At 54.8% G+C, this 25,539-nt stretch carries 23 protein-coding genes; 9 read left to right on the top strand and 14 right to left on the bottom strand.

The annotated features are described in order from the left end of the window. Window positions 1-53: 53 nt before the first annotated feature. From ACF8D4_RS21905 to dauA, 7 genes are all read right to left on the bottom strand, one after another. Window positions 54-1,274 carry a sensor domain-containing diguanylate cyclase gene (locus ACF8D4_RS21905; protein WP_129980413.1) on the bottom strand — a complete coding sequence of 407 codons (1,221 nt, stop codon included), beginning with the start codon at window positions 1,272-1,274 and terminating at the stop codon, window positions 54-56. Between the two features lie 67 nt (window positions 1,275-1,341). Further along, entirely contained in the window at window positions 1,342-2,421 is a 1,080-nt protein-coding gene (purK, locus tag ACF8D4_RS21900; protein WP_368873539.1) for a 5-(carboxyamino)imidazole ribonucleotide synthase, read from the bottom strand. 1 nt (window position 2,422) lies between these two features. Then, complete coding sequence (gene purE, locus ACF8D4_RS21895; RefSeq protein WP_028781534.1) at window positions 2,423-2,914, bottom strand: 5-(carboxyamino)imidazole ribonucleotide mutase; 492 nt, start codon at window positions 2,912-2,914, stop codon at window positions 2,423-2,425. 241 nt (window positions 2,915-3,155) lie between these two features. Further along, window positions 3,156-4,322, bottom strand: a complete 1,167-nt coding sequence (locus ACF8D4_RS21890) for a sorbosone dehydrogenase family protein (RefSeq protein WP_243888340.1) — start codon at window positions 4,320-4,322, stop codon at window positions 3,156-3,158. 98 nt (window positions 4,323-4,420) lie between these two features. Continuing rightward, window positions 4,421-5,812, bottom strand: coding sequence for an SPFH domain-containing protein (locus ACF8D4_RS21885; RefSeq protein ID WP_025010940.1), 1,392 nt, complete (start codon window positions 5,810-5,812; stop codon window positions 4,421-4,423). 10 nt (window positions 5,813-5,822) lie between these two features. Then, complete coding sequence (locus tag ACF8D4_RS21880; protein ID WP_208137251.1) at window positions 5,823-6,908, bottom strand: alpha/beta hydrolase; 1,086 nt, start codon at window positions 6,906-6,908, stop codon at window positions 5,823-5,825. A gap of 230 nt (window positions 6,909-7,138) precedes the next feature. Beyond that, the gene (gene dauA, locus ACF8D4_RS21875) at window positions 7,139-8,935 is read right to left on the bottom strand and encodes a C4-dicarboxylic acid transporter DauA (protein WP_044734838.1); all 1,797 of its coding nucleotides are present in this window, start codon (window positions 8,933-8,935) and stop codon (window positions 7,139-7,141) included. A gap of 371 nt (window positions 8,936-9,306) precedes the next feature. Between dauA and ACF8D4_RS21870 the strand changes: the two genes are divergently transcribed. From ACF8D4_RS21870 to ACF8D4_RS21850, 5 genes are all read left to right on the top strand, one after another. After that, entirely contained in the window at window positions 9,307-11,208 is a 1,902-nt protein-coding gene (locus ACF8D4_RS21870; protein WP_392466564.1) for a von Willebrand factor type A domain-containing protein, read from the top strand. 167 nt (window positions 11,209-11,375) lie between these two features. Then, window positions 11,376-11,927 carry a sigma-70 family RNA polymerase sigma factor gene (locus ACF8D4_RS21865; protein WP_208183852.1) on the top strand — a complete coding sequence of 184 codons (552 nt, stop codon included), beginning with the start codon at window positions 11,376-11,378 and terminating at the stop codon, window positions 11,925-11,927. Beyond that, a complete protein-coding gene (locus tag ACF8D4_RS21860) occupies window positions 11,924-12,769 on the top strand; it encodes a hypothetical protein (RefSeq protein WP_392466562.1) in 846 nt (281 codons plus the stop codon). The genes ACF8D4_RS21865 and ACF8D4_RS21860 overlap by 4 nt, the downstream gene beginning before the upstream one ends. Window positions 12,770-12,873: 104 nt before the next feature. Continuing rightward, window positions 12,874-13,344: a cupin domain-containing protein gene (locus tag ACF8D4_RS21855; protein WP_167715291.1), complete on the top strand. Its 471-nt coding sequence runs from the start codon at window positions 12,874-12,876 to the stop codon at window positions 13,342-13,344. 271 nt (window positions 13,345-13,615) lie between these two features. Continuing rightward, window positions 13,616-14,449: an ABC transporter substrate-binding protein gene (locus ACF8D4_RS21850; RefSeq protein WP_157824673.1), complete on the top strand. Its 834-nt coding sequence runs from the start codon at window positions 13,616-13,618 to the stop codon at window positions 14,447-14,449. Here the strand turns inward: ACF8D4_RS21850 and ACF8D4_RS21845 are convergent. Both ACF8D4_RS21845 and ACF8D4_RS21840 read right to left on the bottom strand, forming a co-directional pair. Continuing rightward, window positions 14,388-14,852 carry a DUF2809 domain-containing protein gene (locus tag ACF8D4_RS21845; RefSeq protein ID WP_045282624.1) on the bottom strand — a complete coding sequence of 155 codons (465 nt, stop codon included), beginning with the start codon at window positions 14,850-14,852 and terminating at the stop codon, window positions 14,388-14,390. The two genes, ACF8D4_RS21850 and ACF8D4_RS21845, sit on opposite strands and share 62 nt — an antisense overlap. After that, window positions 14,849-15,187 carry a helix-turn-helix domain-containing protein gene (locus ACF8D4_RS21840; protein WP_144220908.1) on the bottom strand — a complete coding sequence of 113 codons (339 nt, stop codon included), beginning with the start codon at window positions 15,185-15,187 and terminating at the stop codon, window positions 14,849-14,851. The genes ACF8D4_RS21845 and ACF8D4_RS21840 overlap by 4 nt, the downstream gene beginning before the upstream one ends. Window positions 15,188-15,393: 206 nt before the next feature. Between ACF8D4_RS21840 and ACF8D4_RS21835 the strand changes: the two genes are divergently transcribed. Then, window positions 15,394-15,708: a monooxygenase gene (locus ACF8D4_RS21835; RefSeq protein ID WP_025010933.1), complete on the top strand. Its 315-nt coding sequence runs from the start codon at window positions 15,394-15,396 to the stop codon at window positions 15,706-15,708. Between the two features lie 134 nt (window positions 15,709-15,842). After that, window positions 15,843-19,109 carry a S41 family peptidase gene (locus ACF8D4_RS21830; protein WP_392466561.1) on the top strand — a complete coding sequence of 1,089 codons (3,267 nt, stop codon included), beginning with the start codon at window positions 15,843-15,845 and terminating at the stop codon, window positions 19,107-19,109. Between the two features lie 101 nt (window positions 19,110-19,210). Here ACF8D4_RS21830 and ACF8D4_RS21825 read toward each other — a convergent pair whose 3' ends face one another. Next, window positions 19,211-19,654 carry an OsmC family protein gene (locus ACF8D4_RS21825; protein ID WP_028781544.1) on the bottom strand — a complete coding sequence of 148 codons (444 nt, stop codon included), beginning with the start codon at window positions 19,652-19,654 and terminating at the stop codon, window positions 19,211-19,213. 342 nt (window positions 19,655-19,996) lie between these two features. Between ACF8D4_RS21825 and ACF8D4_RS21820 the strand changes: the two genes are divergently transcribed. Then, window positions 19,997-21,559, top strand: a complete 1,563-nt coding sequence (locus tag ACF8D4_RS21820) for a S8 family serine peptidase (protein ID WP_144220906.1) — start codon at window positions 19,997-19,999, stop codon at window positions 21,557-21,559. Window positions 21,560-21,641: 82 nt separating this feature from the next. Here ACF8D4_RS21820 and ACF8D4_RS21815 read toward each other — a convergent pair whose 3' ends face one another. From ACF8D4_RS21815 to ACF8D4_RS21805, 3 genes are read right to left on the bottom strand one after another with little or no spacing between them, the layout of a single operon-like run. Then, on the bottom strand, window positions 21,642-21,965 hold the full coding sequence (locus ACF8D4_RS21815) for a DUF3325 domain-containing protein (RefSeq protein WP_044734831.1): 324 nt from the start codon (window positions 21,963-21,965) through the stop codon (window positions 21,642-21,644). Next, complete coding sequence (locus tag ACF8D4_RS21810) at window positions 21,962-23,569, bottom strand: PepSY-associated TM helix domain-containing protein (RefSeq protein ID WP_392466559.1); 1,608 nt, start codon at window positions 23,567-23,569, stop codon at window positions 21,962-21,964. The genes ACF8D4_RS21815 and ACF8D4_RS21810 overlap by 4 nt, the downstream gene beginning before the upstream one ends. A gap of 1 nt (window position 23,570) precedes the next feature. Further along, on the bottom strand, window positions 23,571-23,873 hold the full coding sequence (locus ACF8D4_RS21805; RefSeq protein ID WP_025888316.1) for a hypothetical protein: 303 nt from the start codon (window positions 23,871-23,873) through the stop codon (window positions 23,571-23,573). A 350-nt stretch (window positions 23,874-24,223) separates the two neighbouring features. Between ACF8D4_RS21805 and hpf the strand changes: the two genes are divergently transcribed. Continuing rightward, a complete protein-coding gene (hpf, locus tag ACF8D4_RS21800) occupies window positions 24,224-24,580 on the top strand; it encodes a ribosome hibernation-promoting factor, HPF/YfiA family (protein ID WP_025010928.1) in 357 nt (118 codons plus the stop codon). Window positions 24,581-24,654: 74 nt separating this feature from the next. Here hpf and ACF8D4_RS21795 read toward each other — a convergent pair whose 3' ends face one another. Next, window positions 24,655-25,377: a YebC/PmpR family DNA-binding transcriptional regulator gene (locus tag ACF8D4_RS21795; protein ID WP_025010927.1), complete on the bottom strand. Its 723-nt coding sequence runs from the start codon at window positions 25,375-25,377 to the stop codon at window positions 24,655-24,657. Window positions 25,378-25,539: the final 162 nt, after the last annotated feature.

The raw sequence follows: 25,539 nt of genomic DNA, 5'->3' as shown, positions 1-25,539 counted from the left end.
CGGTTCTCCTTGTCACCTACTGCAGCAATCCCGTCATTGGGAGCCAGGTTTCTTTATTCGTGCCCACCCTTGCGGGCTCTTTTCTGCCGGTACATCTGGCTGTCTGCCAGTTTCAGGCTGTACTCCATATCGCCGTTGAAAGGCGCGATACCGGCACTGAAATAAACGGCAACCTCATCGGCTGCAAGCCTGGCTTCGGCCTGCTGTAAACGTTCTCTGAGCCAGCTTTCACTGCCGTAGCAGAGCAGCACAAATTCGTCGCCGCCAAATCGGCTCACCAGGGCCGGTGGCGGGCAGCTGCGTTTCAGCTCGGTTGCCAGACGCTTGAGGGCAAAGTCACCGGCACCGTGCCCCAAGGTATCGTTGATCTTTTTCAGGTTATCCATATCCAGCAGCACCAGCATGCTTTCCAGCTTGGTCTTGGGCTGCCATTTTTGCGCCTGTTCTTCAAAATACTTGCGATTGGCCAGTCCGGTCAGGCAGTCAAAATTAGCCAACTGGTGGATCTGGCGGGACTTTTGATACAGGGCAATGGCATTGGCAGCTTCTCGGGTTAAAATAGCCACCAGATCCCTGTCATAGGTGCTGAAACAGGCCAGCAGTGAACTGTCTAGGTTGAGCATGGCATAGAGCTGACCATCGATATGGATTGGGCTGGACAGGGTGGCCCGAATGGGAATGCTGGCGGCACTCAGCAGCAGGGCCTGATCTTCGGCGCTCAGGCTACTCTGGGCGTTGATTTTGCGCATATCGTTGACCACGACTACCCGGTTGCAGCGGCCATCGGTCAATCTGTATTCGAAAGACTGCTCCAGGGTCATATTCAGCTGTTGCAGCTTGGCCAGATCCAGCCCGAGTGCAGATTCAAAATGCAGCTTATTGCTGCCGGGTTCCACCAGTATGATGGAGCCCATTTCGGCGCCATCAACCATGGCGACTGCCTTACCGAGCAGGGCGTTGAGAAAGGCGTGTTCGGTTTCGTATTGACTGGAAAGATGCACTAATTCGAAGGTGGCTTCGTTGATCCCCAGCACCTGCTCCAGGTGTTGCCACAGTCGGCCCAAGCGCCCTTGATGGACAAAATAGCCCAAGCTGTAGGCCAGGAAATAGATGATCGAAACCCCGCCCCACTGCAGCCAGGGAAGCTCACCGGCCGGGCTGGTGACCCAGAACAGTAAGGCTATCAGCAGCAGAGGCAGTAACAGAAGCAGCAGATGATAGCGCAGATCCAATGTGTCTATCTTCTGCTTTCTGAGTCCGTTCTGATCCAACAAATCCTGAGAATCCTAAAGTTATACCTTGAATCAAAGTCAGAGGCGGGCGCGGGTGCCCGCCCGTTTGTCAGCCAAACTCCGCCAGTATCCACATAAGTGGCGCCTGATATTGCGTCGGCATCCACTGCTGGAGCCTGGCAATGCTGTCGGCCAACGCGTTTTTATCCAGTACCGACAGGTTCAGGTGGCCTACCTTGCGGCCGGGGCGCACCTCTTTGTCGTACCAGAACAGCTCGGCATTGGCCAGGCTCAGCCAACGGTCGTCCTTATCTATGCCTATCAGGTTGACCATCACACATTGGAAGTTAACCTGAGGCGTCATCAGTGGCAATTCGCACAGGGCCCGCAGGTGCAACTGGAACTGATCCATATGGGTGCCTGCCTGAGTCCAGTGCCCTGAGTTGTGCACTCTGGGAGCCAGCTCATTGACCAGCAGGTGATCGCCCACCCGGAAACACTCCATCGCCATCACCCCCACATACTCCAGCTCATGCATTATGCTGCCGAGCATGGTTTCGGCCTCGGCCTGCAGCGGTTGCAGACGCGCCAGGGGGGCTATCGATGCCATCAGAATACCATCCTGATGCAAATTGAGCGTCAGAGGATAAAAGAAGCACTCGCCGCTGCGGCTGCGAACCCCAACCAGAGACACCTCTTCATCGAAGGGGATCGCCTGTTCGGCAATCGCTTGATTGCGCCAATCGGCCGGGATACTGGTCGATTCGGCTTGTTTCAACCAGTGCTGACCCTTGCCATCATAGCCGCCGGTGCGGCGCTTCAGTAGAACTCTTTCACCATATTTGTGATAAAGATCATTAGCTTGGGTGTTATCGTCCAGCAGTTCCCAAGGCGCAGTGGCCACCTTGAGCTGATCCAGCAGGGATTTTTGGGTGTATCTGTCGGCGAGGCGGCCAAATACCGGGCCATTGATGAAATGACAGTGCTGCGACAACTGCAGGCTCAGAGGGGACTCCGGCCACTGCTCACGCTCGGCGGTAATAATATCTGTGTCTGTCAGCGGCAACTTTTCATCGCTTGGTGCCATGATATCCACGGGGCGGACATCTATGGCCAGCGGTTGGCCGGCATGACGCAACATGGCACCCAGTTGGCCATCGCCCAGTACCCAAACTCTCTTGTCAGCCATCTCAGTCTTCCCTCGGATCCGGATTATCGAGTACCGCGCGGGTCTGAGCTTCGCGGAAGGCTTCAAGGCGCTCGGCCAGTTGAGAGTCTTGAGTTGCCAGCATCTGGCAGGCCAGTAGCCCGGCGTTGAATGCCCCGGCTGTACCTATGGCCAGCGTTCCCACGGCAATACCCTTGGGCATCTGCACTATCGACAACAGGCTGTCCATGCCGCTGAGAGCCTTGCTTTGTACCGGCACGCCCAGTACAGGCAAGCGGGTCTTGGAAGCTATCATACCCGGCAGGTGAGCGGCGCCGCCGGCACCGCCTATGATGACCTTGTATCCTTTGTCTGCTGCTGATGCGGCAAATTCCATCAATTTGTCTGGGGTTCTATGGGCCGAAACCACTTCGACATGGTAGGGCACCTTGAGATAATCCATGATCTCTGCGGCCGCTTCCATGGTGGGCCAATCACTCTTGGAACCCATTACAACAGCAACGAGGGCTTGCATGATAACTCCTTAACTACTGATTTTATTTATAATATTTTGCCTGTTTCCAGGTCGGGTACAGTAACGGAAGGTGCAAACCAGTCCCATGCGTGCTCTGCGTGGGCTTACAGGACAGGATGCAAGGCGTGGTTCGCAGCTTCCTTAACCCGGCGTTGTTCCCAAGGCCGGGCGATAATGGCTGCAGATAATATCATGACAGGACGGCGCGCGCTGCCCTTGAACACTGTGTTTCGGACAAAAATCAGCCCGAGTAAAAGATGCGATAGAGGCGGCCTTGGGCATCATCGGCTATCAGCAAGGAACCATCCGGTAACTGCAGCACATCGGCGGGGCGTCCGGATACGGTTTCGCCCTTGAGCCAGCCTTCGGCAAACACCTGAGGTTCACCGGCCTTGCCCTGTTTTATCGGTATGAAACGCACTCGATATCCCACTTTACTGGACCGGTTCCAGGAGCCGTGCTCGGCAATAAAAATGCCGCCGTGATAGGCCTTGGGGAAGCTGTCGCCGCGATAGAAGGTCATCCCCAGCGCCGCTACATGGGCGCCCAGCTTGACTTCAGGAGGGCTGAAATCGGCAGACTGCTTACCTTTGCCGAATTCAGGATCCAGGGTATCCCCTTGATGAACGTAGGGATAACCAAAATGTTGGCCGCGCTGACTCAAATGATTGAGTTCATCGGCTGGCATATCGTCTCCCATCATGTCGCGGCCATTGTCGGTAAACCACAGCTGGCCACTGACTGGGTCGAAGTCGAAACCGACACTGTTGCGCACACCGGCGGCTTCGAGCCTTGGTTGTTTGCTTTGGAGGTCCAGGCTGATTATTTTGCTGTAGTCGCTGCCGGCATCACAGATATTGCAAGGCGCGCCTATGGGTATATACAGGCGACCGTCGGCGGCAAACTTGAGGTATTTCCAGCCGTGATGCTTATCTGAAGGTAAGTCATCATAAAAGATTCGATAACTCGGGGAAGCACTCTGGCTCAGTTGCTGCTCGATATTGTCAAAGGCGAGAATTTGGCTCACTGCGCCCACATAGAGAGTCTGGTCCCGAAAGGCTAGCCCGGAAGGCATATTGAGCCCGGAGGCGATCACTTTGACCCTGTCGTGGCGGCCATCGGCATCTGTATCGATTGCGGCATAGACTTTACCTTCGCCGCGACTGCCGATAAAGAGTGTGCCTTGGCTGCCAAGCGCCATCTGGCGGGCATTGGCGACATTATCCAGATAGACTTCTATCTCAAAGCCCTGGGGCAGGCGGATATCCTTCAGTTCCGATGGCGCTGAATTTTCAGCAAGTGCAGAGCCACTCACAGTAGCTGTCAGCAAAGCCGCCATAGAGAGAGCCGCTGCAAGCGAAATAGCGCGGTGCAGCGGGCGCAGTGAAACGGATGAATGCTTAGACATAAGGCCTCCTTGCAGTTGGGCATATCAGTATGACCTGAAATGAAGGCGAATAAAAAGGGAGGCTAAGCCTCCCTTCAATTTACTTTCTAACCAGCCCGTTATTTGGCGGATGCTTTGCTGCCAAGGGCGGTGCTTTTTTCCATCAGCCCCAACGCCGACAAGCCGGTGATCACGTCCAAATTGGAGGTCATGCCGTTGCCGCCACTGCCGTTGATATAGTTCTTCGGCATATCCACCTTGAAGTTGGGCAGGTTCTGATACAGGGAGTTGGCCACATCCCGGTTCAGCTCGGCCAGATACACCTTCTCATGGGCACCCAGGGCCTTGTATTTCGCCGCCAGTACATCGGCTTCGGCTATCCCTTTTTCACGGATCGCCTTGGCCTCAAACATGGCCGAGGCCGAGTTGGCTTTCTGGATCTCCAGGTTGGCCTGGGCGATTTCCAGCTCCTTGGCCTTGCTCAGGGTGGCGATATCTTTCTTCTTGCGTTCTTCCACCAGTTCACGCTCGGCGATTTGCCGCGCCACTTCAACCTCTTTTTGCTGGGCAATAACCGCCAGCTCCTTGGCACGTTGGGCATCCTGTACTTCGCGGGTACGCTGGATCTCTTTGCGCAGCTGCTCTGTCTTGGCCTGGGCCTTGGAGGTTTCCTGCTCCTGAATGGTGCGGATCCGCTCAGCAACCAGTTTTTTCTTATCGGTCAATAGCTTGTCCAGCTGATCCTCCGGCTTGGGATCGCCGATAGTGACCTGGGTGACCGTGATGCCATAATGTTTGAGCGGGTTATCCTGACGTACCGGATTACCGCTCTTGTCGGTAATAGGTACTGTCTTCCACACCAATTGTTTGGTGGCTTGCAGCTTGTTGGAATCTTCCTGATCGAAGCCAACCGGCACCAGATCCACCTGCTCGACTTCAACCTGGCGCCGCTCAGTGGTGTAGATACCGTTGCTGAGCTGATCTGACAATTGTGCCTTGAACTGATTGAGGCCGCCCTGGAAAAACTCCTCGCCGGTATATTGGGTCGAGGTGATCACAGTGACGTTGCGGGCGTTCTTGATCAACATGGTGTCAATCAGGTTGTCGTTGGAGCGAAACTCCCGATGCATCGTCTTGAGCTGCTCGGGATCATAAGACAGCTTGAAGCGGAAAGTGGCCGGTACCTGGCCTGTGTAGGTATCGGCAAAACGTACCTGCAGCGCCGGCAGACGTTGGTAGAACACCTCGCCCTGGTTGTTGCCAAAGGAGACGGTAACGACCTGATCATAGCGGGTTATTTTCGACAGAAACGGCATGCGAAAGTGGATGCCGGGCTCGGTGAACACATCCAAAGAGCCGGTAACATTGTTCTGATGCACATAGGTGTAACCGGCATCAGTCATCAATACTGAGCTTTGGGCAATACCCAGGGCCGCCAAAACGCCCACCCCAATCAGAATGCGCTTGGGGGTAAAATAGGATTTAAAACCTGAGGCACTTTTCAGTTCCATCTAATCTTCCTTAATTGAGTTCCAATACGAAATTGACATAATCCGGGTATTTCTGCTGCCAGGCATCATCAAAGAAATGCCCGCCCTGATGCGGTTTGACCTGCAGTTGATTACCCGGGCTAAAAAATTGTTCCAGCTGTTTATCCAGCGCCAGATTACTGCTGTGCTCCTGTTCGCCGTATGAGATAACCAGTCGCTTACCGGCGGGCGCCGAAGCCTTGATTTCGGTTTGCATACCGCCTGCCGACAATAGCAGGGCGCCGACATAATCATTCGGGTGTTTGGCCAGCAGGTGAGCGCTGTGAAGGGCACCCTGGGAAAAGCCCATCAGTGCCACTTTCTGCTTGTTGACAGGGCTGTTCTTTGCCGCCTTGGCCAAAGCCTGCTGCACTGCCTGATGACTGGACTCGGTTTCGGTTCTGGCCCAGCGGAAGCTGTGCTCATTGAGTTTTTCCGTGCCGTTGATCCCGATAAATATTGCCCGTTCACTTGTCAGCAGTTTGGCCATATGGGCGCTGTCACTGCCTTCTGTGCCATAGCCGGATAACCAGACCAGCACAGGCCAGCCACCTTCAGGGGCAGCCCCCTGAGGGCGGTAGATATAAGCTGTACCGGCATCTTTTGCATGCTGAGGATAACGGCGTTTAACCTTATCCAACACGGCGCGGTATTCATCCGAGTCCTTGATGCCGGCAAGTTCGTCGTCTTCCTCAAGCATTATCTGTTGCCACAGGCCGCGGCTGTCGGCCAACTGCAGCATTTCGATTGCCTGGTCTTTAAGTTCCAACATTGCCAGAGTACCGGCGGCTTGATAGGGCGCCCAGATATTGCTGCTATCGCGCTCTGTGGCCATCAGGTAATAGGCGAGGGCACCGGCGTAGTTGTCGTAGCGTTTTTTTTCTTCATCCCCCTTGGCGATAAAGTCTTCCGCATTGGCGTGACTCAGATACAGGTTGGCTATCGGGCTCAACGCCTGCCAGCGGATCTCCGCTTCCGTTTTACCCTCATCTGCCTGCGCTAATTGGCTCATGCAGAGCAATCCTAGCCCGGCACCCAGCTTCAACAGGTTACAGAGCTTTGTTTGTTTGGCTTGCATCCCCAGTCCTTTGCAATGTATGGCGGCAATTCAATATTGCGCCTTTTTTATCCTGTGCTTTTTAATCAGCGCCCTTTTCATCAGCGCGCATACTAGCAGATTAACTTTAGTGGGGGGATAGCCAATTTCTTACAGTTGTGTCAGTCAGTTGTGATTGAAACTGCTGACGGGATAAACAAGCGCCCGGATAACTCCGGGCGCAGGCAGAAAAAGAGCTCGGCGTTGCCAAATTATTGGGCGGGTTTCTCCTTGGCGGTAGCGCTTGAGTCCGGTGCCGTGGAATCGACGGTTATCTGTGGTACCTGCTCTTCAATCAGCTCTCTCAAGGTGGGATAGAACTTGAGCACACCTTCGATAGGCTGAACCTTGGCCTTGGCCAGTGTTCTAATGGGCTGGAACTGCAGATCGGCAACCAGCAGACGGGTATTGTTGCTCTGGCATTTGCGTATCAGTTTGTTCAACGCAGCCATACCACCGGCATCGAGAATGGACACCCCATCCATATAGAGCACTATGACCTGCTTATCCTGGGTCATCTGCGCGATTTCGGCGAAAATGCGCTCCGCCGCGGCAAAAAACAGTGGCCCGTTGATCTTCAGTACTACCCAGTCGTCCGGTAGTGGCCGGTCGATGTAGCGCTTATTGTTGCTGATATCGTAGAGACGGGTCATCTCGGCGATCTCTTTCATAAACAGCAGGGCCGCCAGCATGATCCCGAAGGAGATGGCGATCACCATGTCGAACACCACAGTCAGGAAAAAACAGCTTAAGAATACCCAGATATCGCTGCGCGGCGCGGTTTTCAGCAGTTGCCAGGCCTTGGGGGCTTCGCTCATGTTCCAGGCTACAACCAGCAGCAAGGCCGCCATGGCAGCCATCGGCAGGAAGGACAGTAAGCCGGCCAGTGCCACCAGCCCCAGGAGTACCACCAGGGAGTGGATAATCGCCGATACCGGGCTAAAGGCACCGGCCTTGACGTTGGCCGCACTGCGGGCAATGGCAGCTGTAGCCGTGATACCGCCAAAGAATGGGGCTACTATATTACCTATCCCCTGGCCAAGCAATTCGCTGTTGGCGCTGTGACGCTTGCCAGTCATGCCATCGAGCACTACGGCGCAAAGCAGGGATTCGATGGCGCCCAACATGGCGATGGCAAAGGCAGCCGGAGCCAGCGCTTTTACCATCTGCCAGGAAAGCCCCAGAGGTTCGCCATCCGGCCCAGGTTGCAACCAAGGCCACTCAAAGCTCGGCAGGAAGGGGGGAATACCATTGCCTTGGCTGCCATCGGGCAACAGATAATGGAAGCGGCTGCCTATGGTTTCTACTTCTTGCCCCAAATTGCCGAGCAGCAAAGCCAGTAGACTGCCGACAATGATGGCCGGCAGATGCGCCGGCACCGGCAATTTCAGTTTTGGCCACAGCAGCATGACAGCCAGAGTGACCAATGCCACCACTAAGCTGGGAAAATCGGTTTGTGGCAGCGCCAGTGCCAGCACCTGCAGTTTTTCACCGAACTGCTCCGGCATGCTGTCTATGGGCAGACCGAAAAAATCTTTCAGCTGCAAAACTGCGATGACCACACCTATCCCGGCGGTAAAGCCCAGCGTCACCGACTGGGGAATATATTGGATCAGGCGACCAAGGCGCAGCAGCGCCATGGCTATCAGGATAACGCCTGACATCATCCCCGCCATCAACAGGCCGGCGAGGCCAAACTCCTGGGCTATGGGATAGAGCAGCACCACAAAGGCGGCGGTCGGGCCAGAGATTGAGTAGCGTGAGCCGCCGGTGATGGCGATGATAAAGCCGGCTATGATAGCGGTGTAGAGACCATATTGAGGGGCTACGCCACTGGCGATAGCCAATGCCATGGCCAACGGAATAGCGATAATCCCCACAGTGACCCCGGCCATCAGATCCTGGCCAAAGTGCTTTCCACTATAGCCTTCCTTGGCGATGACTTCACGCAGGGCATGGCCCAGGCGCAAAGAAAAGAGTTGGGTTCTGAAATTGCTTATGTGAGGCACGTCGACAGGGCTCCAGAAAATCGAACCGGCTTGTGACCGGGAAAAAGGAGCCGCTATTTTAGGCTTCTACAAATCCGCCTTGTGTGATGTGTGGCTCAAAAGCTAAATTTTAAGCTTTTTTTTGAGTTAAAAGTGTGTTTGGTCGAGGGGTTGTGCTTCTCACGTTTCCCCGTCTCTTTTTCTCTGCCTTGGTCGCTTGGTGCTTCTCCGCCATCATCCAACGGCGCTTTGGCTTATTGGCAAGATTTATTGTGGGCTCAATAACCCTTTTGCTTCTGCTGCCCGTTTGCAATAACAACAGCCGAATAAGGAGAAATGTTATGAAGGCGATAATGTTGCCTGGCAAGTGCAAGGTAAATCAGAAAGGGAAGATGAGGATAAATCAAAGCGCCGCCATTGCCGGGCGCCGGTATCATCTTAGCCTGTTGGCCATCTTAGTTGGCAGTTTGGGGTTGGCCGCTTGCCAGCCACAGCAGTCCCATGAGCCACCCAAGGTCGCCAATCAAGCGAGCGAGGCTCAAGTCCCTGAGGTTGAAACAGAGGTACTGCCAAGCAAAGACCCCGGGCAGGATATGGCGAACGCTGTCACCCATGCGCAAGCCCAGAAGTTAGCCGTCAGCGCCGCTGCATCGCCGCGGGCCTTGTACAAGCCGAGTGTCCAGCCAAGAAGCTTGAGCGTGCCCTCTGAATTGACTCTGGCGGATGTGAATTATCCCAGCTCCACAGTGCTTGCCAATGGCTCGGAGGTGTATATCGCCAACGGCATCATGGTGGCGGGCGAAACGCCGTTATCGACCTTTTCCGTCGACGTGGACAGCGGCAGTTACAGCCTGATGCGGCGCAGTATCAACCTGGGAACATTGCCCCCCAAAGGCACGGTGAGAGTCGAGGAGTTGATTAACTATTTCGACTACAACTACCCACAGCCGGACAAAGGCGAGCCTTTCTCCGTCAGTACTGAGCTGGCACCGTCACCTTACAATGAAGGCAAGATGCTGCTGCGTATCGGGCTTAAGGGCTATGAAGTGCCGGCCAGTCAGATAGGCGCCGCCAACCTGGTGTTCTTGCTGGATGTTTCCGGCTCCATGTCATCGCAGGACAAGTTGCCGCTGCTGAAATCGGCCATCAAAATGCTCAGCGATACGCTCACCTCACAGGACAAGGTGTCGATAGTCGTCTACGCCGGTGAGGCCGGCGTAGTACTGGACGGTATCAATGGCGCCAATAGCGAGAGCTTAGACGCCGCTTTGGCTGAGCTTAAGGCCGCCGGTGGCACCAACGGCGGTGAAGGCATCCAAACAGCTTACCGTTTGGCCCGCAAGCACTTTATCAGTGGCGGGGTAAATCGGGTTCTGCTGGCCACCGACGGCGACTTCAATGTAGGCCTGACCAGCAGGCAGGAGCTGCTGGCGCTGGTTGAACAACAAAAGCAGCAGGGGATAGGCCTGACAACTCTGGGGTTTGGCCTAGGCAACTACCGCGACAGCATGTTGGAGCAGTTGGCGGATAAGGGTAATGGCCAATACGCTTATATCGATACCCTGAACGAGGCTCGCAAAATCCTGGTGGAGCAGCGTAGCGGCACCCTGCTGACCATAGCGTCGGATGTCAAAGTGCAGCTTGAGTTCAACCCGGCGCTGGTGGCCGAGTATCGCCTCATCGGCTATGAAAACCGCGCCCTCAAGCGGGAGGATTTCAACAATGATAAGGTCGACGCCGCCGAAATGGGCGCAGGGCATGTGGTGACGGCCCTGTATGAGCTCAGCCTTACGAATTCAAATAATCTGGCCAACGATGCATTGCGCTATGGTCGCGACCCTGTCAGCGGCAAGGAAAAATATAGCCGTGAAGAGCTTGGCTATCTGAAACTGCGAGCTAAACCACCCTTGAGTGACAGCAGCAAAGACAGCAAGAGTCAGCTTTATACTCATGCCATTCGCCTGGACTCGGCCCAAAAGTCGCTTGCGCTCGCCAGTGATGATCTGCGCTTTGCCGCGGCGGTAGCCGGGCTTGGGCAACTGCTTAACGGCTCAGTGTATCTGCATGGCTTTGACTGGCGTCAGGTCGCCGAGCTTGCCGATTCGGCCAAGGGCGAGGACCCATACGGTTATCGACATGAGTTTGTCAGCCTGGCTCGCAGCGCCGCACTGTTGGCCGAGCAAGGCGCGCTTAAACCCGGACGCAAAACCGTGGCAGATAAACTCAGCGCCGAACCTATGTCCGAACCCATGCTTGAACTTATGCCAGCCGCCGGATTTAAGCCGCTGGAATAGGGGCATAGGCAAAACTGAGACCCAGAGTCACGCCATTGGGGTTTACAGTCCAATGGCGTGGGGGCAAACTCTCATCCCAATAGCCAATATATAGGCCCGGCCAGGGGAGAGAGAATTTGGAACAGCAAAGGCAAACGGGATTGCCAAGTGGAGAGGATGAGACCTGGATGCTGGCTTATGCCGCCGGAGATGCCCAGGCCTTTGAGCGCCTCTATCTTAAACACAAGGGCGGACTCTATCGGTATTTTGTCCGCCAGTTAAGCGATATGACCTTGGCTGAAGACTTGTATCAGGAAACCTGGAGCCGGGTGATTAAGGCGGCGCAGAGTTATCAACCCAGTGCCAAGTTTACCACCTGGTTGTACCGGATAGCCCACAACCTGCTGATTGACCATGTGCGGGCGGTTAAACCGGTCGACAGTCTCAGCATAGATGAGGATGAGGCTGATGCGCAGGCCAATCTGCTGGGCCCACAAACCGCCGAGCCGGATAGCGAGCTGCTGCGAAGTCGTCAGGTCGCCTGGCTCAAAGAGTGCATCGGCCTCTTGCCCCAGGTGCAGAAGGAAGCCTTCTTGCTGAATCAGGAGTCCGGGCTGACGGCGCAACTGATCAGCGAAGTAGCCGGGGCGACGCTGGAGGCCACCAAGAGCCGGATACGTTATGCCTATCAGAGCCTGCGTGACTGTTTGGGACGCAAGACCCAGGAGAGCATTGAATGACAGAGAACAAACGCGATGATGCTGCCACGCCAGAGTCGCAGATAGATGCGCTCTATCGTGAAGGTGCTGTCGAGCAGCCGCCCCAGACCTTGGATCAGCAAATTCTGCAGCAGGCGAGGGACAACTGCCGCCAAGCACCAGAGGTGATCCGTCCGGCGCCCGGTTTCTGGCAAAAGCACAGGTATGGCCTATCCGCCGCGGCATCTGTGATGCTGGTGGCAGGGCTGTTTATTCTTAATCCCGAACTGCGAAACTCATCGCCGCCGCAGCTTAGTGCTCCGGCCAGTCTGGAAATCAGCCCGCAGGCAGATAGCGCTGAACATGCGGCGCAGCCCGCCAGGCTGCAACCTATGGCGCCGCCGCAGCCCATGACCGCCAAGCGAGCGGCACCTCAGGAACAAGCTGTTCAGCAACAGGATATGCCTCCTCAAGAAAGTGCTGCAAAGAATCGCGCCGTGGCAGAGGACACTGTGCAGCAAAGAGCGAGAATGGCCCCCAGGCAGCAACAAGCTCTGGCTGCGTTGCCAAGGGATATCGACGGCCGTTTGGATCTGCTGACAAGTGCCATCGAAGTCGGTGAACTTGAGCAGGCGGCAGTGCTGGTACGAGGCATAGCCGCAGATTATCAACTGACGCTGCCGGATACCTTGGCCAAGATCTTGAGCCCAAACGAATCGGCCCTGGTGGAAGAGGCGGCCCAGTTGCAACTGAAGCAGCAGTCCTTTATCCATCAGGATACGGCGCCCGAGAATGCGCAAGCGCTTAATAAGGAGCAGAGCGAGCGCTGGCAAGCCTTGCTTGAGCGTCTCGAGCAGAGTCTCGAAGCCAAAGAGAATCACTGAGGCTAAAGACTGAGCTTAACTTCAAAAGAGTTATCGGGAAGCCAGTCAGTTTCAATCCATCACGGGGCAGGGAGCCTGCCCTCATTTTAATAACAGGAGTTTTTATGTTGACCGCCGATGATGTTATCCAGGCACTCGAGCTTGAGCCCCATGTTGAGGGCGGGTATTTCGGTCGTTCATTCGTCTCGGACAGCCGCTATGATGACAGCCGTAACCTGTGGACCAGTATCTACTTTATGCTCAAGACGGGGGAAGTGTCCCACCTGCATCAACTGACGGCCGATGAGATGTGGTATTTCCACAGCGGTGAGTCGCTGACCATCTATATGCTCTCCGAGCAGGGTGAGCTGACCGAGGCGCAACTCGGGATGGACTTGGCCAAAGGTGAGCGGCCACAGGTCTTGGTGCCCAAAGGCACTATTTTTGGTTCGGCAATGAATAATCCGGGTTATTCGCTGGTAGGTTGTATGGTGGCACCAGGCTTTACCTTCGATGACTTCAAGCTGTTCGACCGTGATGAACTGCTTGAGCGTTTCCCTGAGCATCAGGCGTTGATAAACCGCCTGACCCGCTAACGGGCGTTACAAGGTTAAGCTTATTTTGAGCCGTAACCTTTAAACCGCTATTTTTGAACCGTCAAATCCCCGGGGGCAGGTGCCAACCTGCTCCCTGTCATCTTGCGCCTATACTTGAAACATGAGTTGCAGCATAAGTGCTACATGCCCATTGCATAGGTGCTGACTCAAACCTATGTATCTATGGTCATCACTTGTATCTACGGTCGTCACTGTTCGGCTCAAAGGCTTGGACCGACTCAAGTGCTTGGATTGTCCGAAGGGGGTCTGCGTGCGCTGTCTGTGTTGTCTGCTGTTGTTGCTGTTTGCCCTCCCGACATGGGCTAAAGAGTGCCAGCAAGGCCTGACACTGGCCTACAATGATTGGCCTCCTTACGCCTGGACAGACGCTTTTGGCCAGCCGCAGGGACTGGACATTGAGGCCAGCCGTTTGATCAGCGGCAAGGTGGGGTGTCCGCTGAGTATAGAGGCGATACCGGCCAAGCGGGCACATCAGATGTTGAAATCCGGCCGTATTGATCTGCTTGCCGGGGCCACCAAATTGCCACAGCGGCAGCTTTATGCTCACTTCAGCCTGGCTTATCGCAGTGAAGAGGTGCGTATCTTCGTCAAACAGGGGCACCAAGCCGTCACCCAGGTGCGGCAATGGCAGGACGTATTCTCACAAAGGCTCAGGCTTATTCTGCCCGGTAACGGCTGGTATGGCGCCGACTATCAGGCATCCAAGCAACGTTTGAGTCAGGCTTCGCTGTTAATCATCAGCCCCAACGCTTCCCAGGCGGTACAGATGTTGGCCTACGACAGGGGCGATGCAGTAGTGGGTGACTCCCTCTCAGTGCCTTTTATTGCCGGTGAGCAGGAAAAACTGCGGTTGGAGGCGCTGCAACCTGTGTTGGCGCAGGACGGGATCCATCTAATGTTGAGCAAGGTCTCGGTTGATGAAACCTTGCTCGAGCGTTTCAATCTGGCCATTGAGGCACTGGAGGCCGATGGCTCTCTGCCGGCGCTGCGGCGTAAGTGGCAGCAGATCTCCTACGCCAGACTCAGCCTGACGCCGAGCGTCGAGAGCGATCTTCATTTTGGGGATTATCCCCGGGCCCCTTGATCTTGGCTCTTCCCGGAAAAGACAGCGCAATGGAACCCGGGAGTAACAGCAAACAACCCAGGCTGTATGCCAGCAGATCCAGCCAGTCGAAGTGGCTGCCGATAACGATTCGTGCCAGGCGAATATGGCCCAGTCCCAGCTTATCCACCAAGCCAAAGGCCTGGCCAAACTCTATGGCGAAGGCAAATGCCAGTACCAAGGGAAGCAGCAGCCGACTTGCCCAGGGGCTCACGGTTTTAAGGGCGCAAAACATCAATATCACTACCAGCAGATCGCCGATAAACCCGCGGATGAAGCCGGGCGGGGCGTAGCGGGCTATCAATACTTCAATACCGAACAATAAAACTGTGGCCAAGGCAAAATGCCAGCGCTTCAAGCCATCGAACCAGGGCACAGGTTTCATTGGGGCTCTCCTGTCAGCAAGTCGGCGTTTTGCTCGGCAAAAAGGTGCATCTGCTCCAGCAGCGGCAACAGTGCTATTCCAAGCGAGCTGAGACGATAGTCGACTCTGGGTGGCACTTCAGGGTAGAGAGTACGGGTAAGTACGCCGTCTTGCTCCAGCTCCTTTAGCTGAGCGGTCAGCACTTTTTGACTGACACCGGGTAGATGCCGTTTTAGGTAGCTGAAGCGCTGTGGCTGCTGTTGCAGCAGGAACAGGATGGCGGGCTTCCATTTGCCGCAGATCAGCCGCAGAACCTGATAGGCCGGGCAAAGAGGGGCTTGCTGATTGAGTGTCATAAGGCTGGGCGCAAGTTACTTTGGGGTAACTATGCCACCAATTTGTGCCTCCTTGTAGCGAACGCGCAGCAGTTTTATGATTTTATCAGGAAGGTCCTTACGGCGCTCTCTTGAAAGAGAGCGGCTAAAACAGTGACAGGCGTTCAAGGCCTATGACTTGTTGGCATCTTCCCTGACATTAATCCGCAAACCAAGGGGAGGGTTGAATGACCACTCTATTGCAAATCGATTTTGAATTTCCCGCCGAAATGATGGGCGATGCCCTGACTGAGCAGGCCAAACCTCTGGCCGAGTCCATTACCCGGGAGCCGGGTTTCATTGCCAAAATCTGGACCGAAAACCCACGCAGCGGCGAGGCCGGTGGCATTTATCTGTTTGAAGATGAAGCCAGCGCCGAAGCTTACGCCTGCATGCACTCACAACGAGTGGCGGCCATGGGCGCCCACAACATACGCATAAGGCTGTTCGATGTGAATGAATCCTTGAGCAAAATTACCCACGGCTGGCCGCTATCAGTTTGATTTTTCAGTATGCCTGCCGACACATTTGCTAAAACTTCTGTCGTCGGCAACAGCTGAATCCCGCTGCTTTCTCTGCTAACTTGTTGGACTCGCAAAACCGCGCTAACAGACTAATAACAGAGATAGAGGCATTCATGAAACTTCGTCACTCCGTGGCCTGCTGTATGCTGGCATTGGGAACTTTGGGCAGTGCAGCCGCCTACGCCGCAGAAGCGGGCCAAGGCTATTACCGTTCGCCAGCGATTCATGACAACACCCTGGTGTTTACTGCCGAAGGGGATATCTGGACTCAGAAGCTCGGGCAGGACAAGGCCGCCCGTTTGACCAGCCTGCCTGCCGAAGAGTTGAATGCCAAGATCTCTGCCGATGGAAAATCGCTGGCGTTTACCGCCAACTATGACGGTGCCCAGGAAGTCTATGTGATCCCCATGAGCGGCGGAATAGCCAAGCGCGTCAGCTTCGAAAACAGCCAGGTACGGCTGCAGGGCTGGACCGCAAATGGCGAAATTCTCTATGCCACAGACAATGCCCAAGGGCCGGCGAATTACTGGGTGCTGCGTTCGGTAAACCCGGATACCCTGACAACCCGTGATCTGCCGCTGGCCGATGCCATAGAAGGCGTGGTTGACCCACAAGGCGAGTATGTCTACTTCACCCGCTTTGGGCTGCAAACCACAGGGGATAATGCCAAGGTGTACCGCGGCGGTGCCATGGGCGAACTGTGGCGTTATCAACTGGGGCAGGACAAAGAGGCCGTGCGGCTGGGCAAAGAGCATCAGGGCTCTCTGCGTCATCCCATGCTGTGGCAGGGGCGGGTCTATTTTGTCTCGGATGCCGATGGCAATGCCAACATCTGGTCTATGACCAGCGATGGCTCAGATCTTAAACAGTTGACTCAATATCGTGATTTCGAAGTGCGCAGCCCCTATCTGGACGGCGGCCGCATAGTGTTCCAGCTGGGCGCCGATATTCACATGTGGGACCTGGCTTCCGGGCAGGAGCAGAAGCTGGATCTGCGTCTGGCCTCCGACTTTCCCGAGCGGCGTGAACATTGGGTTAAAGATCCGCTCGATTTTGCCACCAGTGCCAGGCTGGCGCCGGCAGGAGACAAGGTGGTCATCACTGCCCGCAGCCATGTGGCGCTGGCGACTACAGATGGTTCCCGCCTGGTAGAGCTGGACTCGGACGGCAAGCATAGAATGCGCAATGCACTGATGAGTCATGACGGCCGTTGGGTCTATGCCATCTCGGATGCTTCCGGTGAGCAGGAGATCTGGCGTTATCCCGCCGATGGCAGCGCTGGCGCCAAGCAGCTGACCCAAGATGGCAACACATTGAGAATGAGCCTGGAGCTGTCGCCCAATGGGCGTTATTTGGCACATGATGATTATGCCGGTAATTTATGGCTGCTGGATCTCAAAGACGGCAGTAACAAGAAGATAGTGACCAACAACGAAGGTCTTGGCCCCTATGCCGATATCCGTTGGTCGCCGGATAGCCGCTTCCTGGCTTTGACTCGCTCGGAAGTCGGTGCCCAACGAAGCCAAGTGATGCTTTACTCACTGGAATCCGCCAAGGGCGAGATGCTGACCAGCGACAAGTACGAGTCTTTCTCGCCCAGCTTCAGCCCGGATGGCCAGTGGCTCTATTTCCTGTCAAACCGTGAGTTCCAGGCCACTCCTTCTTCGCCTTGGGGCGATCGCAACATGGGCCCCGTATTTGACAAGCGTAGCCAAATATTTGCCCTGGCATTGAGTCAGGATGCCCGTTTCCCATTCCAACGTCCCAACGAGCTGCAAGGCGCTGCTGCCGGTGATGAAAAGGCCGCTGACGATAAGCTGAAAGTGGATTGGCAAGGCCTGAAGTCGCGGCTGTGGCAAGTCCCCATCGAGGCGGGCAACTACCAGAAACTGCAGGTATTGGGCCCGGGTCTCTATCTGCTCGATAGGGATATCACAGGCAAACAGTCGGCGCTCAAGCTGGTGAAGTTTGACCCGTTGAGCCCCAAGTTGGAAACCTTCGCTGATGATGTGCGCGATTATCAACTCTCGGCCGATCAGAGCAAGGTATTGCTGCGTAAGCAGAGCAATCCCAAAGAGATGGTGATAGTGCCAGTGGGTGACAAACTGCCGGGCGATCTCAGCAATGCCGTGGTGCAAACATCCCAGTGGCAACTCGCCATTCAACCGCGTCAGGAGTGGCAGCAGATCTTTGAGGATGCCTGGCTGATGCACAGAGACTCCTTCTTCGACAAGAAGATGCGCGGTGTCGATTGGCAAGCCGCCAAGGCCAAATATCAACCATTGCTGGACCGGCTCACCGACAGACATGAGCTGAATGACATCTTCACTCAGATGATGGGTGAGCTCGATGCGCTGCACTCTCAAGTGCGCGGCGGTGACTTTGCCAAGGATCCCGACATGCCCAAGGCCGCCGAGCTGGGTGCACGTCTGAGTCAGGTGAAAGATGGTGTCAAGGTAAGCCATATCTATCGCACCGACCCTGAATTGCCGATGCAGGCCTCACCGCTGGCGCGCCCCGGGGTCGATGTCCGTGATGGCGACATCATCACCCATATCAATGGCCGTAAGCTGGCTACCCTGGCGCAGCTCACCTCCATGCTGCGTAATCAGGCCGACAAACAGGTGCTTTTGGGACTCAAGCGCGGCAGCAAGCAGCATAAGGTAATAGTGCAGGCTATCAGCAACCGTGACAATGCCAAACTCAGGTATCTCGATTGGGTCAATGCCAATGCCGATAAGGTGGCCAAGGCCAGCGATGGCAAGATAGGTTATCTGCATCTGTATGCCATGGGCAGTGGTGATATTGAGAGCTTTGCCCGCGAGTTTTACGCCAACTACGACAAGGATGGCCTGGTTATCGATGTGCGCCGCAATCGTGGCGGTAATATCGACAGCTGGATCATTGAAAAGCTGCTGCGTAAGGCATGGGCCTTCTGGCAACCCACAACAGGCGCGCCTTATGTCAACATGCAGCAGACGTTCCGCGGCCACCTGGTGGTACTGACAGATCAGTTGACCTATTCCGATGGTGAAACCTTCTCTGCCGGCATAAAGGCGCTGGGACTGGCGCCCTTGGTGGGTAAACAGACGGCGGGCGCCGGGGTTTGGCTCTCGGGGCGCAACAGCCTTACCGACTGGGGCATGGCTCGGGTTGCCGAGTATCCTCAGTATGCCATCGATGGTCGCTGGGTGCTTGAAGGCCGAGGTGTCAGCCCGGATATCGAGGTAGACAACCTGCCACTGGCAACCTTCAAAGGCAAAGACGCCCAGCTAGAGCGGGCTATCAGTTATCTCAAGGATGAACTGGTACGCGAACCCATACCTGCATTGAATGCTCGCCCCATGCCTCCCAAGGGTGAAGCGGACGATATTAAGTAAGCAGTGATAAAAAACAGGGGATGCATTTTGCATCCCCTGTGCAGGTGTTAGGGTGTTATCGGCCACGTGGTTCCCAGGCCGGTAGCACCCGTTTTTATTGCTCAGAAATTAATTTCCACTTCGGTATCGGCCGCCAGTGAGTTGGCGATAAAGCAGTTGGCATGCGCCTTTTCGTGGATCTTTTCCAGTGTTTCCCTATCTATCTCAGTGCCTTCGGCAAAAGTGACTTCAGGATTGAGGCTCATACGGGTCACGGCAATTTTGCCAGACTCCTTCTTGCCGATTTCTGCGGTGGCGTTATCCCGGTAGCTCTCTACCGGTAAGCGCTTCAAGTGAGCTATGGTCAGGAAGGTCAGCATATGGCAGGACGACAATGCCGCCAGCAGACTCTCTTCCGGATTGACCTTGGCTTCATTGCCTTTGTATTCGGGGGCTGCTGATGCCAGCAGTTGTTGGCCTGTACCAAAGTCTATTTGATGATCGCGATTGAACTCTCCCTCGGGCGCCGGGCTGGTTTGCCAGGATACGGTCAGATGAAAACTCAATTGGATGCTCCTTGAGACGGTTTGCAAAGTAGCGGCCACTATAGCCTATTTGCCAAACCCTTGTCTGCCACAGGTCATCACGATTCCACCCGGCTCGATTTTTCTCATTACACCCAAGAGCCATTTCTTATTAACTAGTTGTTTTAAATTGAATATTTGTGTTTTTGAACTTTAATGCTTTGGTCTTATCTCTTTGGTCATTCCACCTACTTTAGTCTTGCATCTGTCGTCTGGCGGCGCTATAACAACAGTGTATGTAAACACAATGTTTAAAATGTTAATAAAAATGATATTTCGAGATGGATCGAAATACTGATCAAAGACAAATTGCAGGAGAACATTATGCAGGCATTTTACAAGCCCCTCGCGGCAGCGGTTACCCTGGCGCTGTGCGTTGGTGCACAGGCTGCAGATAACGAACGTTACATCGTTAAGTTCAAGGAGGGGAAAGGCCCCGGCACTATGGCGCAGATGAAGGCCATGGGCGCCAAAATGGAACTGGATCTGTCGGCCCACAACGCCGCCGCCTTTTCCATCCCGGCTCAGGCTCTCAAGGGCCTGGCCAACAATCCCAACGTGGAATATGTCGAAGCGGATGTGAAACGTTTCCCGCTTTCACAGGTAGTGCCTTACGGTATTCCCATGGTACAGGCCGACCAACTCAGTGACGCCCAGACCGGTAATATGAAGGTCTGTATCATAGACTCAGGTTACCAGTTGGCCCATGAAGATCTGTCGGGCAACAATGTCGATGGCACCAATGATCCCGGTACCGGCAACTGGTACACAGATGAAAACCATCATGGTACCCATGTGGCCGGGACGATTGCCGCACTCAACAATGGGGTTGGTGTGGTTGGTGTAAACCCCAACGGCAATCTTAACCTGCACATTATCAAGGTGTTTAATGCCGATGGCTGGGGTTATTCATCCAGCCTGGTTGCTGCACTGGACAAGTGTGAGCAGGCCGGCGCCAAGGTAATCAACATGAGTCTGGGTGGCAGCTTGAAGAGCCGCACCGAGGACAGCGCCTTTGCCGCCGCCGACAGCCGTGGCATTTTGAGTATTGCCGCCGCCGGTAACGACGGTAATACTCGTCACTCTTATCCGGCATCTTATAACTCTGTGGTGTCGGTTGCCGCAGTGGATGCCAACAAGCAGCATGCGGATTTCTCACAACGTACCAGTCAGGTTGAACTCTCAGGCCCGGGTGTTGGCGTGCTTTCCTCCGTGCCTATGGGCACTGCGTTGGTGGCTGCGGCCTCAGTGGCCGGCAATGGTTACGAAGCCATAGGTATGGAAGGCTCACCTACAGGTAGTGCCGCCGGTACTCTGGCTGACTGCGGCACAGGTGAGAGCCAGTGTGATGCCGCCGGTAAGGTGTGTTTAATTCAACGCGGTAATATCGCCTTCTCCGACAAGGTGCTCGCCTGCGAAAATGGCGGTGGTGTTGCGGCCATTATCTACAACAATGAGCCGGGGGCCTTAAACGGGACTCTGGGTGAGGTGGTTACCGCCATTCCGTCTGTGGGTGTGAGTGATACTGATGGTGCGGTCATGTTGGCGGCAGTTGGCAGCAATGCCAGCGTTGATATCGGCGCGGGTAACTATGCTTACTTCGACGGTACTTCGATGGCGACACCTCATGTGGCCGGGGTTGCGGCCTTGGTGTGGAGTCATTTCCCTCAGTGCAGCAACAGTGACATTCGTGCGGCATTGCGTGCCACCGCCGAAGATCTCGGCGCTGCCGGCCGTGATGATGAGACAGGTTATGGTCTGGTGCAGGCCAAGGATGCAGTGGATTACCTGACCGCCAACGGTTGCTCGGGCGGTGGTAGCGGCGGTGGCGGTGACACAGGTGGTTGTAAGGGCAAAGGCTGTAAGAGCCCTAAAAATCCTCGCTGATTGCTGGATCTATTTTGAGATACGCACGAAAAAGCGCTGCAGTTGCAGCGCTTTTTCATGGCAGAGTTTGAGCCAAAATTGGTTAGATAAACCAACCCACAACAAAAACAACCGGCGCCAACATAAGCGCTTTAGGCAGACTGCGACCGAGATAGCTGAGCTGCAAAACCACAGGCAGGGCAGCCAGCGTCATCAGGCCGAAAAACAGTATGCTGCCATAACCCCAGCCATACCCCATGCCACAAAGCACAAAGCTTGCCAGCAGGGCCAACCAACCGCCCGCATACAGCAGGCGGCTTTCCAGAGTTTTGGGAGCGCGCCCCATGGCCTCACGGAAATGACCAAACATGGACATGGCCAGCAGACCAAAGGCGAGATAAGTCAACGCAATAAGTGCAATCATCATCCGCGCACCGCCTGAAGTTTTTGGGCCTTGGCCGTTTGTTTCATTGGCTGCCTCCCCAAACGCTTGAAGGCAAATAAGCCAAGGGCTGCGAAGGCCAGCGCCAGCAGATCAAATCCCGCCAATTGCAACTGACCGGCCGCGAGGTTGCTCAGCAGGTTGGCTGGTGAGGTCAGGGCGTTCAGCAGCGGCAAGAACGCCAGTGCAGCTGTCAGCGCCGCCAGTTGAGCGCGCCACATGGCTCTGTCTCTGCGCCAGATAGCCAGCAAGCCGCTGATCAGCAGCAGAATAAAGAAGCTGTGAACCTCCCATTGACTGCGGCCAGGCAAAGAGGCAGGCAGCAGGCGATTGGCATAGAAAAAGGCCACTGTACCCAAGGGCAGACCGAGGATAAACATCAGGTTCAGCGTTTCCACCAGGCGCAGACCCAGGCTGGGCTTGGCGCCCTGACTGATGGCTTTTTGTTGTTTCTGGCGAATCTTTACCGCCCACATCAAGGTGCCGCTGGCTATCATCACGCAGCCGCTCAGCCCCAGAAGGAAGAAGAGCCCCCGCAGTGCGGGGCCGGAGAAACGGGCTGTGTGCAAGGACATCATGGCGTCGTGAGTCGCCTTGGCGGCGCTGATGTCATTGTCTGTGCTGTAGAGGAGCTCGCCATCAGTACCGCTGAACACCATAAACAGCTCTCGTTCTGTGACTTGCTCGCCTGTGTTGAAAGTGACCACTACCCGGCTGTTGGCATCATCCGGGTTGATCACTGACACCGACTTGAGCGGCAGTTCGGCAAAGGTTTGCTGCACCTTGGGCAGGAAGCTTGCCAGTGGCAATTGAGGCGCGGCTTCATTGGCGGCAGCTATGCGGGTAAAGCTGCTGCCGGGACGGGCTTCATTGATAAATTCCCGGCGGTCACTGTCATAGTTGACCAATATGCCCCAAGGCATATAGATGATCATCAGGGTGATAAGCCCGGTATAAGTGATCATCAGATGGAACGGCAGCGCCAGTACCGAGCTGACATTATGGGCATCGAGCCAGGAACGACTGCCCTTGCCGGGACGGAAGCTGAAGAAGTCCTTGAAGATGCGCTTATGGATCACTATTCCTGAGATGATCGCCAGCAACATAAACATGGTGCAGAAACCGACAATCCAGCGTGCCGTGATGGCAGAGATATAGTGCAGATCGAAATGCAGGCGGTAAAAGAAGTTACCGCCGCGGCTTTCCCGTACTTCAGTCACATAGCCGCTGTTATCGGCCTTGACTAGATGTTCACTGAAGGCGCCGCGGCGCTGCCCCGGCTCCGGCGGCTGTTGCCAGCCATAACTCAACATGGGGTGGCGCTCTGTGGGGAATTCAATCAGCCAGCGCTGGGCGTTGACCGCATTCTGCCTGAGATAATCCTCGCCCTGACTCAATTGCTCAGCAAGGCGGGTGTCATCGTAGGATTGGAACACCTCCTTGTGCAGCTCGGGCTGATTCCACAGGCTGATTTCATGGCGATAGTAGCTCAGGGTTCCGGCAAAAAACACCAGTAGCAGCACCCAACATACCAGCAAGCCCACCCAGGTGTGGAGCCAGGTCATGGTTCGGAAAAAACTGTCTTTCATCTCAAACCCCCAGCAGTTTCAGCGTGCCAAACAAGGCGGCTGCCAGCAGCAGGAGTTCTTGCCAGGCCCGCAAACTGCGTTTGACGCAAAATACCCTGATAACCACCAGGGCGTAGATCAGAAAAGACAGCATCATGGCACTTACTGTACTGTCGATACGGCTCATAGGCAGGCTCACTGCCAACAGGGCACAGGCCAAAGACGCGATAAGATAACCGCCAACAATAGATGCCAGCGCCCGGCTGATAATGGTCAGGGCTTGGGGATAGCGCCTGGGAAACTGTAACAGAGATAGAGATTTCATGATTGCTGCGGATAGTCATTGACCACCAAGGGAAACAGATGCGCTGATTCTAGCTTAATAATAATTAATGATAAACATTACCATTCGTGTTTTACCTGTAAATAACGCCTGTATCGAACCGGCAGTTGGCTTGATACAGAAGGGGCTGGAAATACTGAACTGAATTAAAACAGGCCAATAACCGGCGATAAAAACAGCACTAAACAGGGAACAAGATGAACTCTGGATTAATTTTGACCATACAAGAGCAGAATGAGGCACTGATCGAGCTTTATTTGAACATTGGCCCTTGTGTTTTACGCTGAAAGCCCCAAGCTCTATAAGTGAATCAGCAGAAAAAAGGAAAACCTATGAAAATTCAGCTTTCAGGTCATCATGTTGAAGTCACAGCAGCAGTACGTAGCCATATCGAAGAGAAGTTTTCCAAAATCGCCAAGCATTTCCCCAGCCTGTTAGGCTTGGACATCATCATTGCCAAAGAGCATGGCGTGCATCAGGTTGATATTCGAACCAATTACGAGGGGGTGGCAGTCGCGGCCTCCGGCAAGAACGAAGTCATGTATCCGGCCATCGCCGAAGCAGGCAAAAAACTGGAAGCGGCGCTCAAGCACAGAAAGGGGCAACTTAAGGCCGATCTTCATGAAAAACCCGAGGTGACCACCCCGGAAATTGCCCACGAAATCATCCAGGAAATGGAACTGCGTTAATTCAAGTGCATTAACATTTACGCAGAAATAAAAAGGGACCATCAGGTCCCTTTTTATGTTTCAAAGCCTTGGTCTTATTCAATGATCTCGGCGTTGTGATAGACATTTTGCACGTCATCACAGTCTTCCAGTGCGGCAATAAACTTGTCGAACTGGGCGACATCTTCACCGGACACTTCCACCATGTTTTGTGGTACGAAAGTGATCTCTTCCATCTCAAAGTTGACCTCGGGGAAGGCTTCCAGCAATGCCGTCTTGGCCTTGTAGAATTCGGTGTTGGGGGCGTAGACACTGATCATGCCGTCTTCCAACTCGACATCGGCAACATCGACATCTGCCATCATCAGGGCCTCGAGCACCACTTCATCATCTTCACCGGGGAAGACAAATACCGCCTGGTGATCGAACATGTGGGCCACAGTGCCTGGGCCACCCAGCTTGGCATCATTCTTCACAAAGGCCTGACGAACCTCGGTGAAGGTGCGCTTGCCGTTGTCGGTCAGACAGTCAACAATCACCATGCAGTTACCCGGGCCGAAACCTTCATAGCGGGCAGTATCATAGTCTTCACCGCCACCACCTTTGGCCTTGTCGATAGCCCGGTCAATAACGTGTGCCGGTACCTGATCTTTCTTGGCGCGTTCAATCAGGCGCCGCAGTGCCAGGTTACCGTCGGGATCGACACCGCCACCCTTGGCACACACGTAGATCTCTTTACCGTAACGGGAGTAGACCTTGGTCTTCTGTGCGGCCGTCTTGGCCATGGATTCCTTGCGGTTTTGATATGCTCTGCCCATCTTTGCAATGTCTCATCAATGCGTTGAAAAAGAGTGGCAGATTCTAGCAGCTTTCCCGCACTAAATGCACCTGTCCGCCCGCTGGGCTGCCGGCAGTGTGAAGCCACGCCTGATCATGCTTACCGTCTCCCGCCGCAGAAGCTCATTACCTCACTATAGACT

Origin of the sequence: Shewanella sp. YQ_9 (assembly GCF_043103185.1) — a bacterium.
Taxonomy (GTDB): Bacteria; Pseudomonadota; Gammaproteobacteria; order Enterobacterales; family Shewanellaceae; genus Shewanella; species Shewanella algae.
The sequence above is the reverse complement of the archived record's forward strand: the minus strand, read 5'-3'. Positions and strand labels throughout refer to the sequence as shown.

Coding starts and splice junctions, on each gene's coding strand:
- ACF8D4_RS21885 (WP_025010940.1), bottom strand. CDS start 5,812: ATGGAACTGAAAAGTGCCTCAGGTTTTAAATCCTATTTTACCCCCAAG.
- ACF8D4_RS21890 (WP_243888340.1), bottom strand. CDS start 4,322: ATGTCTAAGCATTCATCCGTTTCACTGCGCCCGCTGCACCGCGCTATT.
- ACF8D4_RS21805 (WP_025888316.1), bottom strand. CDS start 23,873: ATGAAATCTCTATCTCTGTTACAGTTTCCCAGGCGCTATCCCCAAGCC.
- purE (WP_028781534.1), bottom strand. CDS start 2,914: ATGCAAGCCCTCGTTGCTGTTGTAATGGGTTCCAAGAGTGATTGGCCC.
- ACF8D4_RS21840 (WP_144220908.1), bottom strand. CDS start 15,187: ATGACACTCAATCAGCAAGCCCCTCTTTGCCCGGCCTATCAGGTTCTG.
- ACF8D4_RS21865 (WP_208183852.1), top strand. CDS start 11,376: ATGCTGGCTTATGCCGCCGGAGATGCCCAGGCCTTTGAGCGCCTCTAT.
- hpf (WP_025010928.1), top strand. CDS start 24,224: ATGAAAATTCAGCTTTCAGGTCATCATGTTGAAGTCACAGCAGCAGTA.
- ACF8D4_RS21830 (WP_392466561.1), top strand. CDS start 15,843: ATGAAACTTCGTCACTCCGTGGCCTGCTGTATGCTGGCATTGGGAACT.
- ACF8D4_RS21820 (WP_144220906.1), top strand. CDS start 19,997: ATGCAGGCATTTTACAAGCCCCTCGCGGCAGCGGTTACCCTGGCGCTG.
- ACF8D4_RS21855 (WP_167715291.1), top strand. CDS start 12,874: ATGTTGACCGCCGATGATGTTATCCAGGCACTCGAGCTTGAGCCCCAT.
- ACF8D4_RS21880 (WP_208137251.1), bottom strand. CDS start 6,908: ATGCAAGCCAAACAAACAAAGCTCTGTAACCTGTTGAAGCTGGGTGCC.
- ACF8D4_RS21810 (WP_392466559.1), bottom strand. CDS start 23,569: ATGAAAGACAGTTTTTTCCGAACCATGACCTGGCTCCACACCTGGGTG.
- ACF8D4_RS21795 (WP_025010927.1), bottom strand. CDS start 25,377: ATGGGCAGAGCATATCAAAACCGCAAGGAATCCATGGCCAAGACGGCC.
- ACF8D4_RS21845 (WP_045282624.1), bottom strand. CDS start 14,852: ATGAAACCTGTGCCCTGGTTCGATGGCTTGAAGCGCTGGCATTTTGCC.
- ACF8D4_RS21815 (WP_044734831.1), bottom strand. CDS start 21,965: ATGATGATTGCACTTATTGCGTTGACTTATCTCGCCTTTGGTCTGCTG.
- ACF8D4_RS21860 (WP_392466562.1), top strand. CDS start 11,924: ATGACAGAGAACAAACGCGATGATGCTGCCACGCCAGAGTCGCAGATA.
- ACF8D4_RS21835 (WP_025010933.1), top strand. CDS start 15,394: ATGACCACTCTATTGCAAATCGATTTTGAATTTCCCGCCGAAATGATG.
- ACF8D4_RS21870 (WP_392466564.1), top strand. CDS start 9,307: ATGAGGATAAATCAAAGCGCCGCCATTGCCGGGCGCCGGTATCATCTT.
- purK (WP_368873539.1), bottom strand. CDS start 2,421: ATGGCTGACAAGAGAGTTTGGGTACTGGGCGATGGCCAACTGGGTGCC.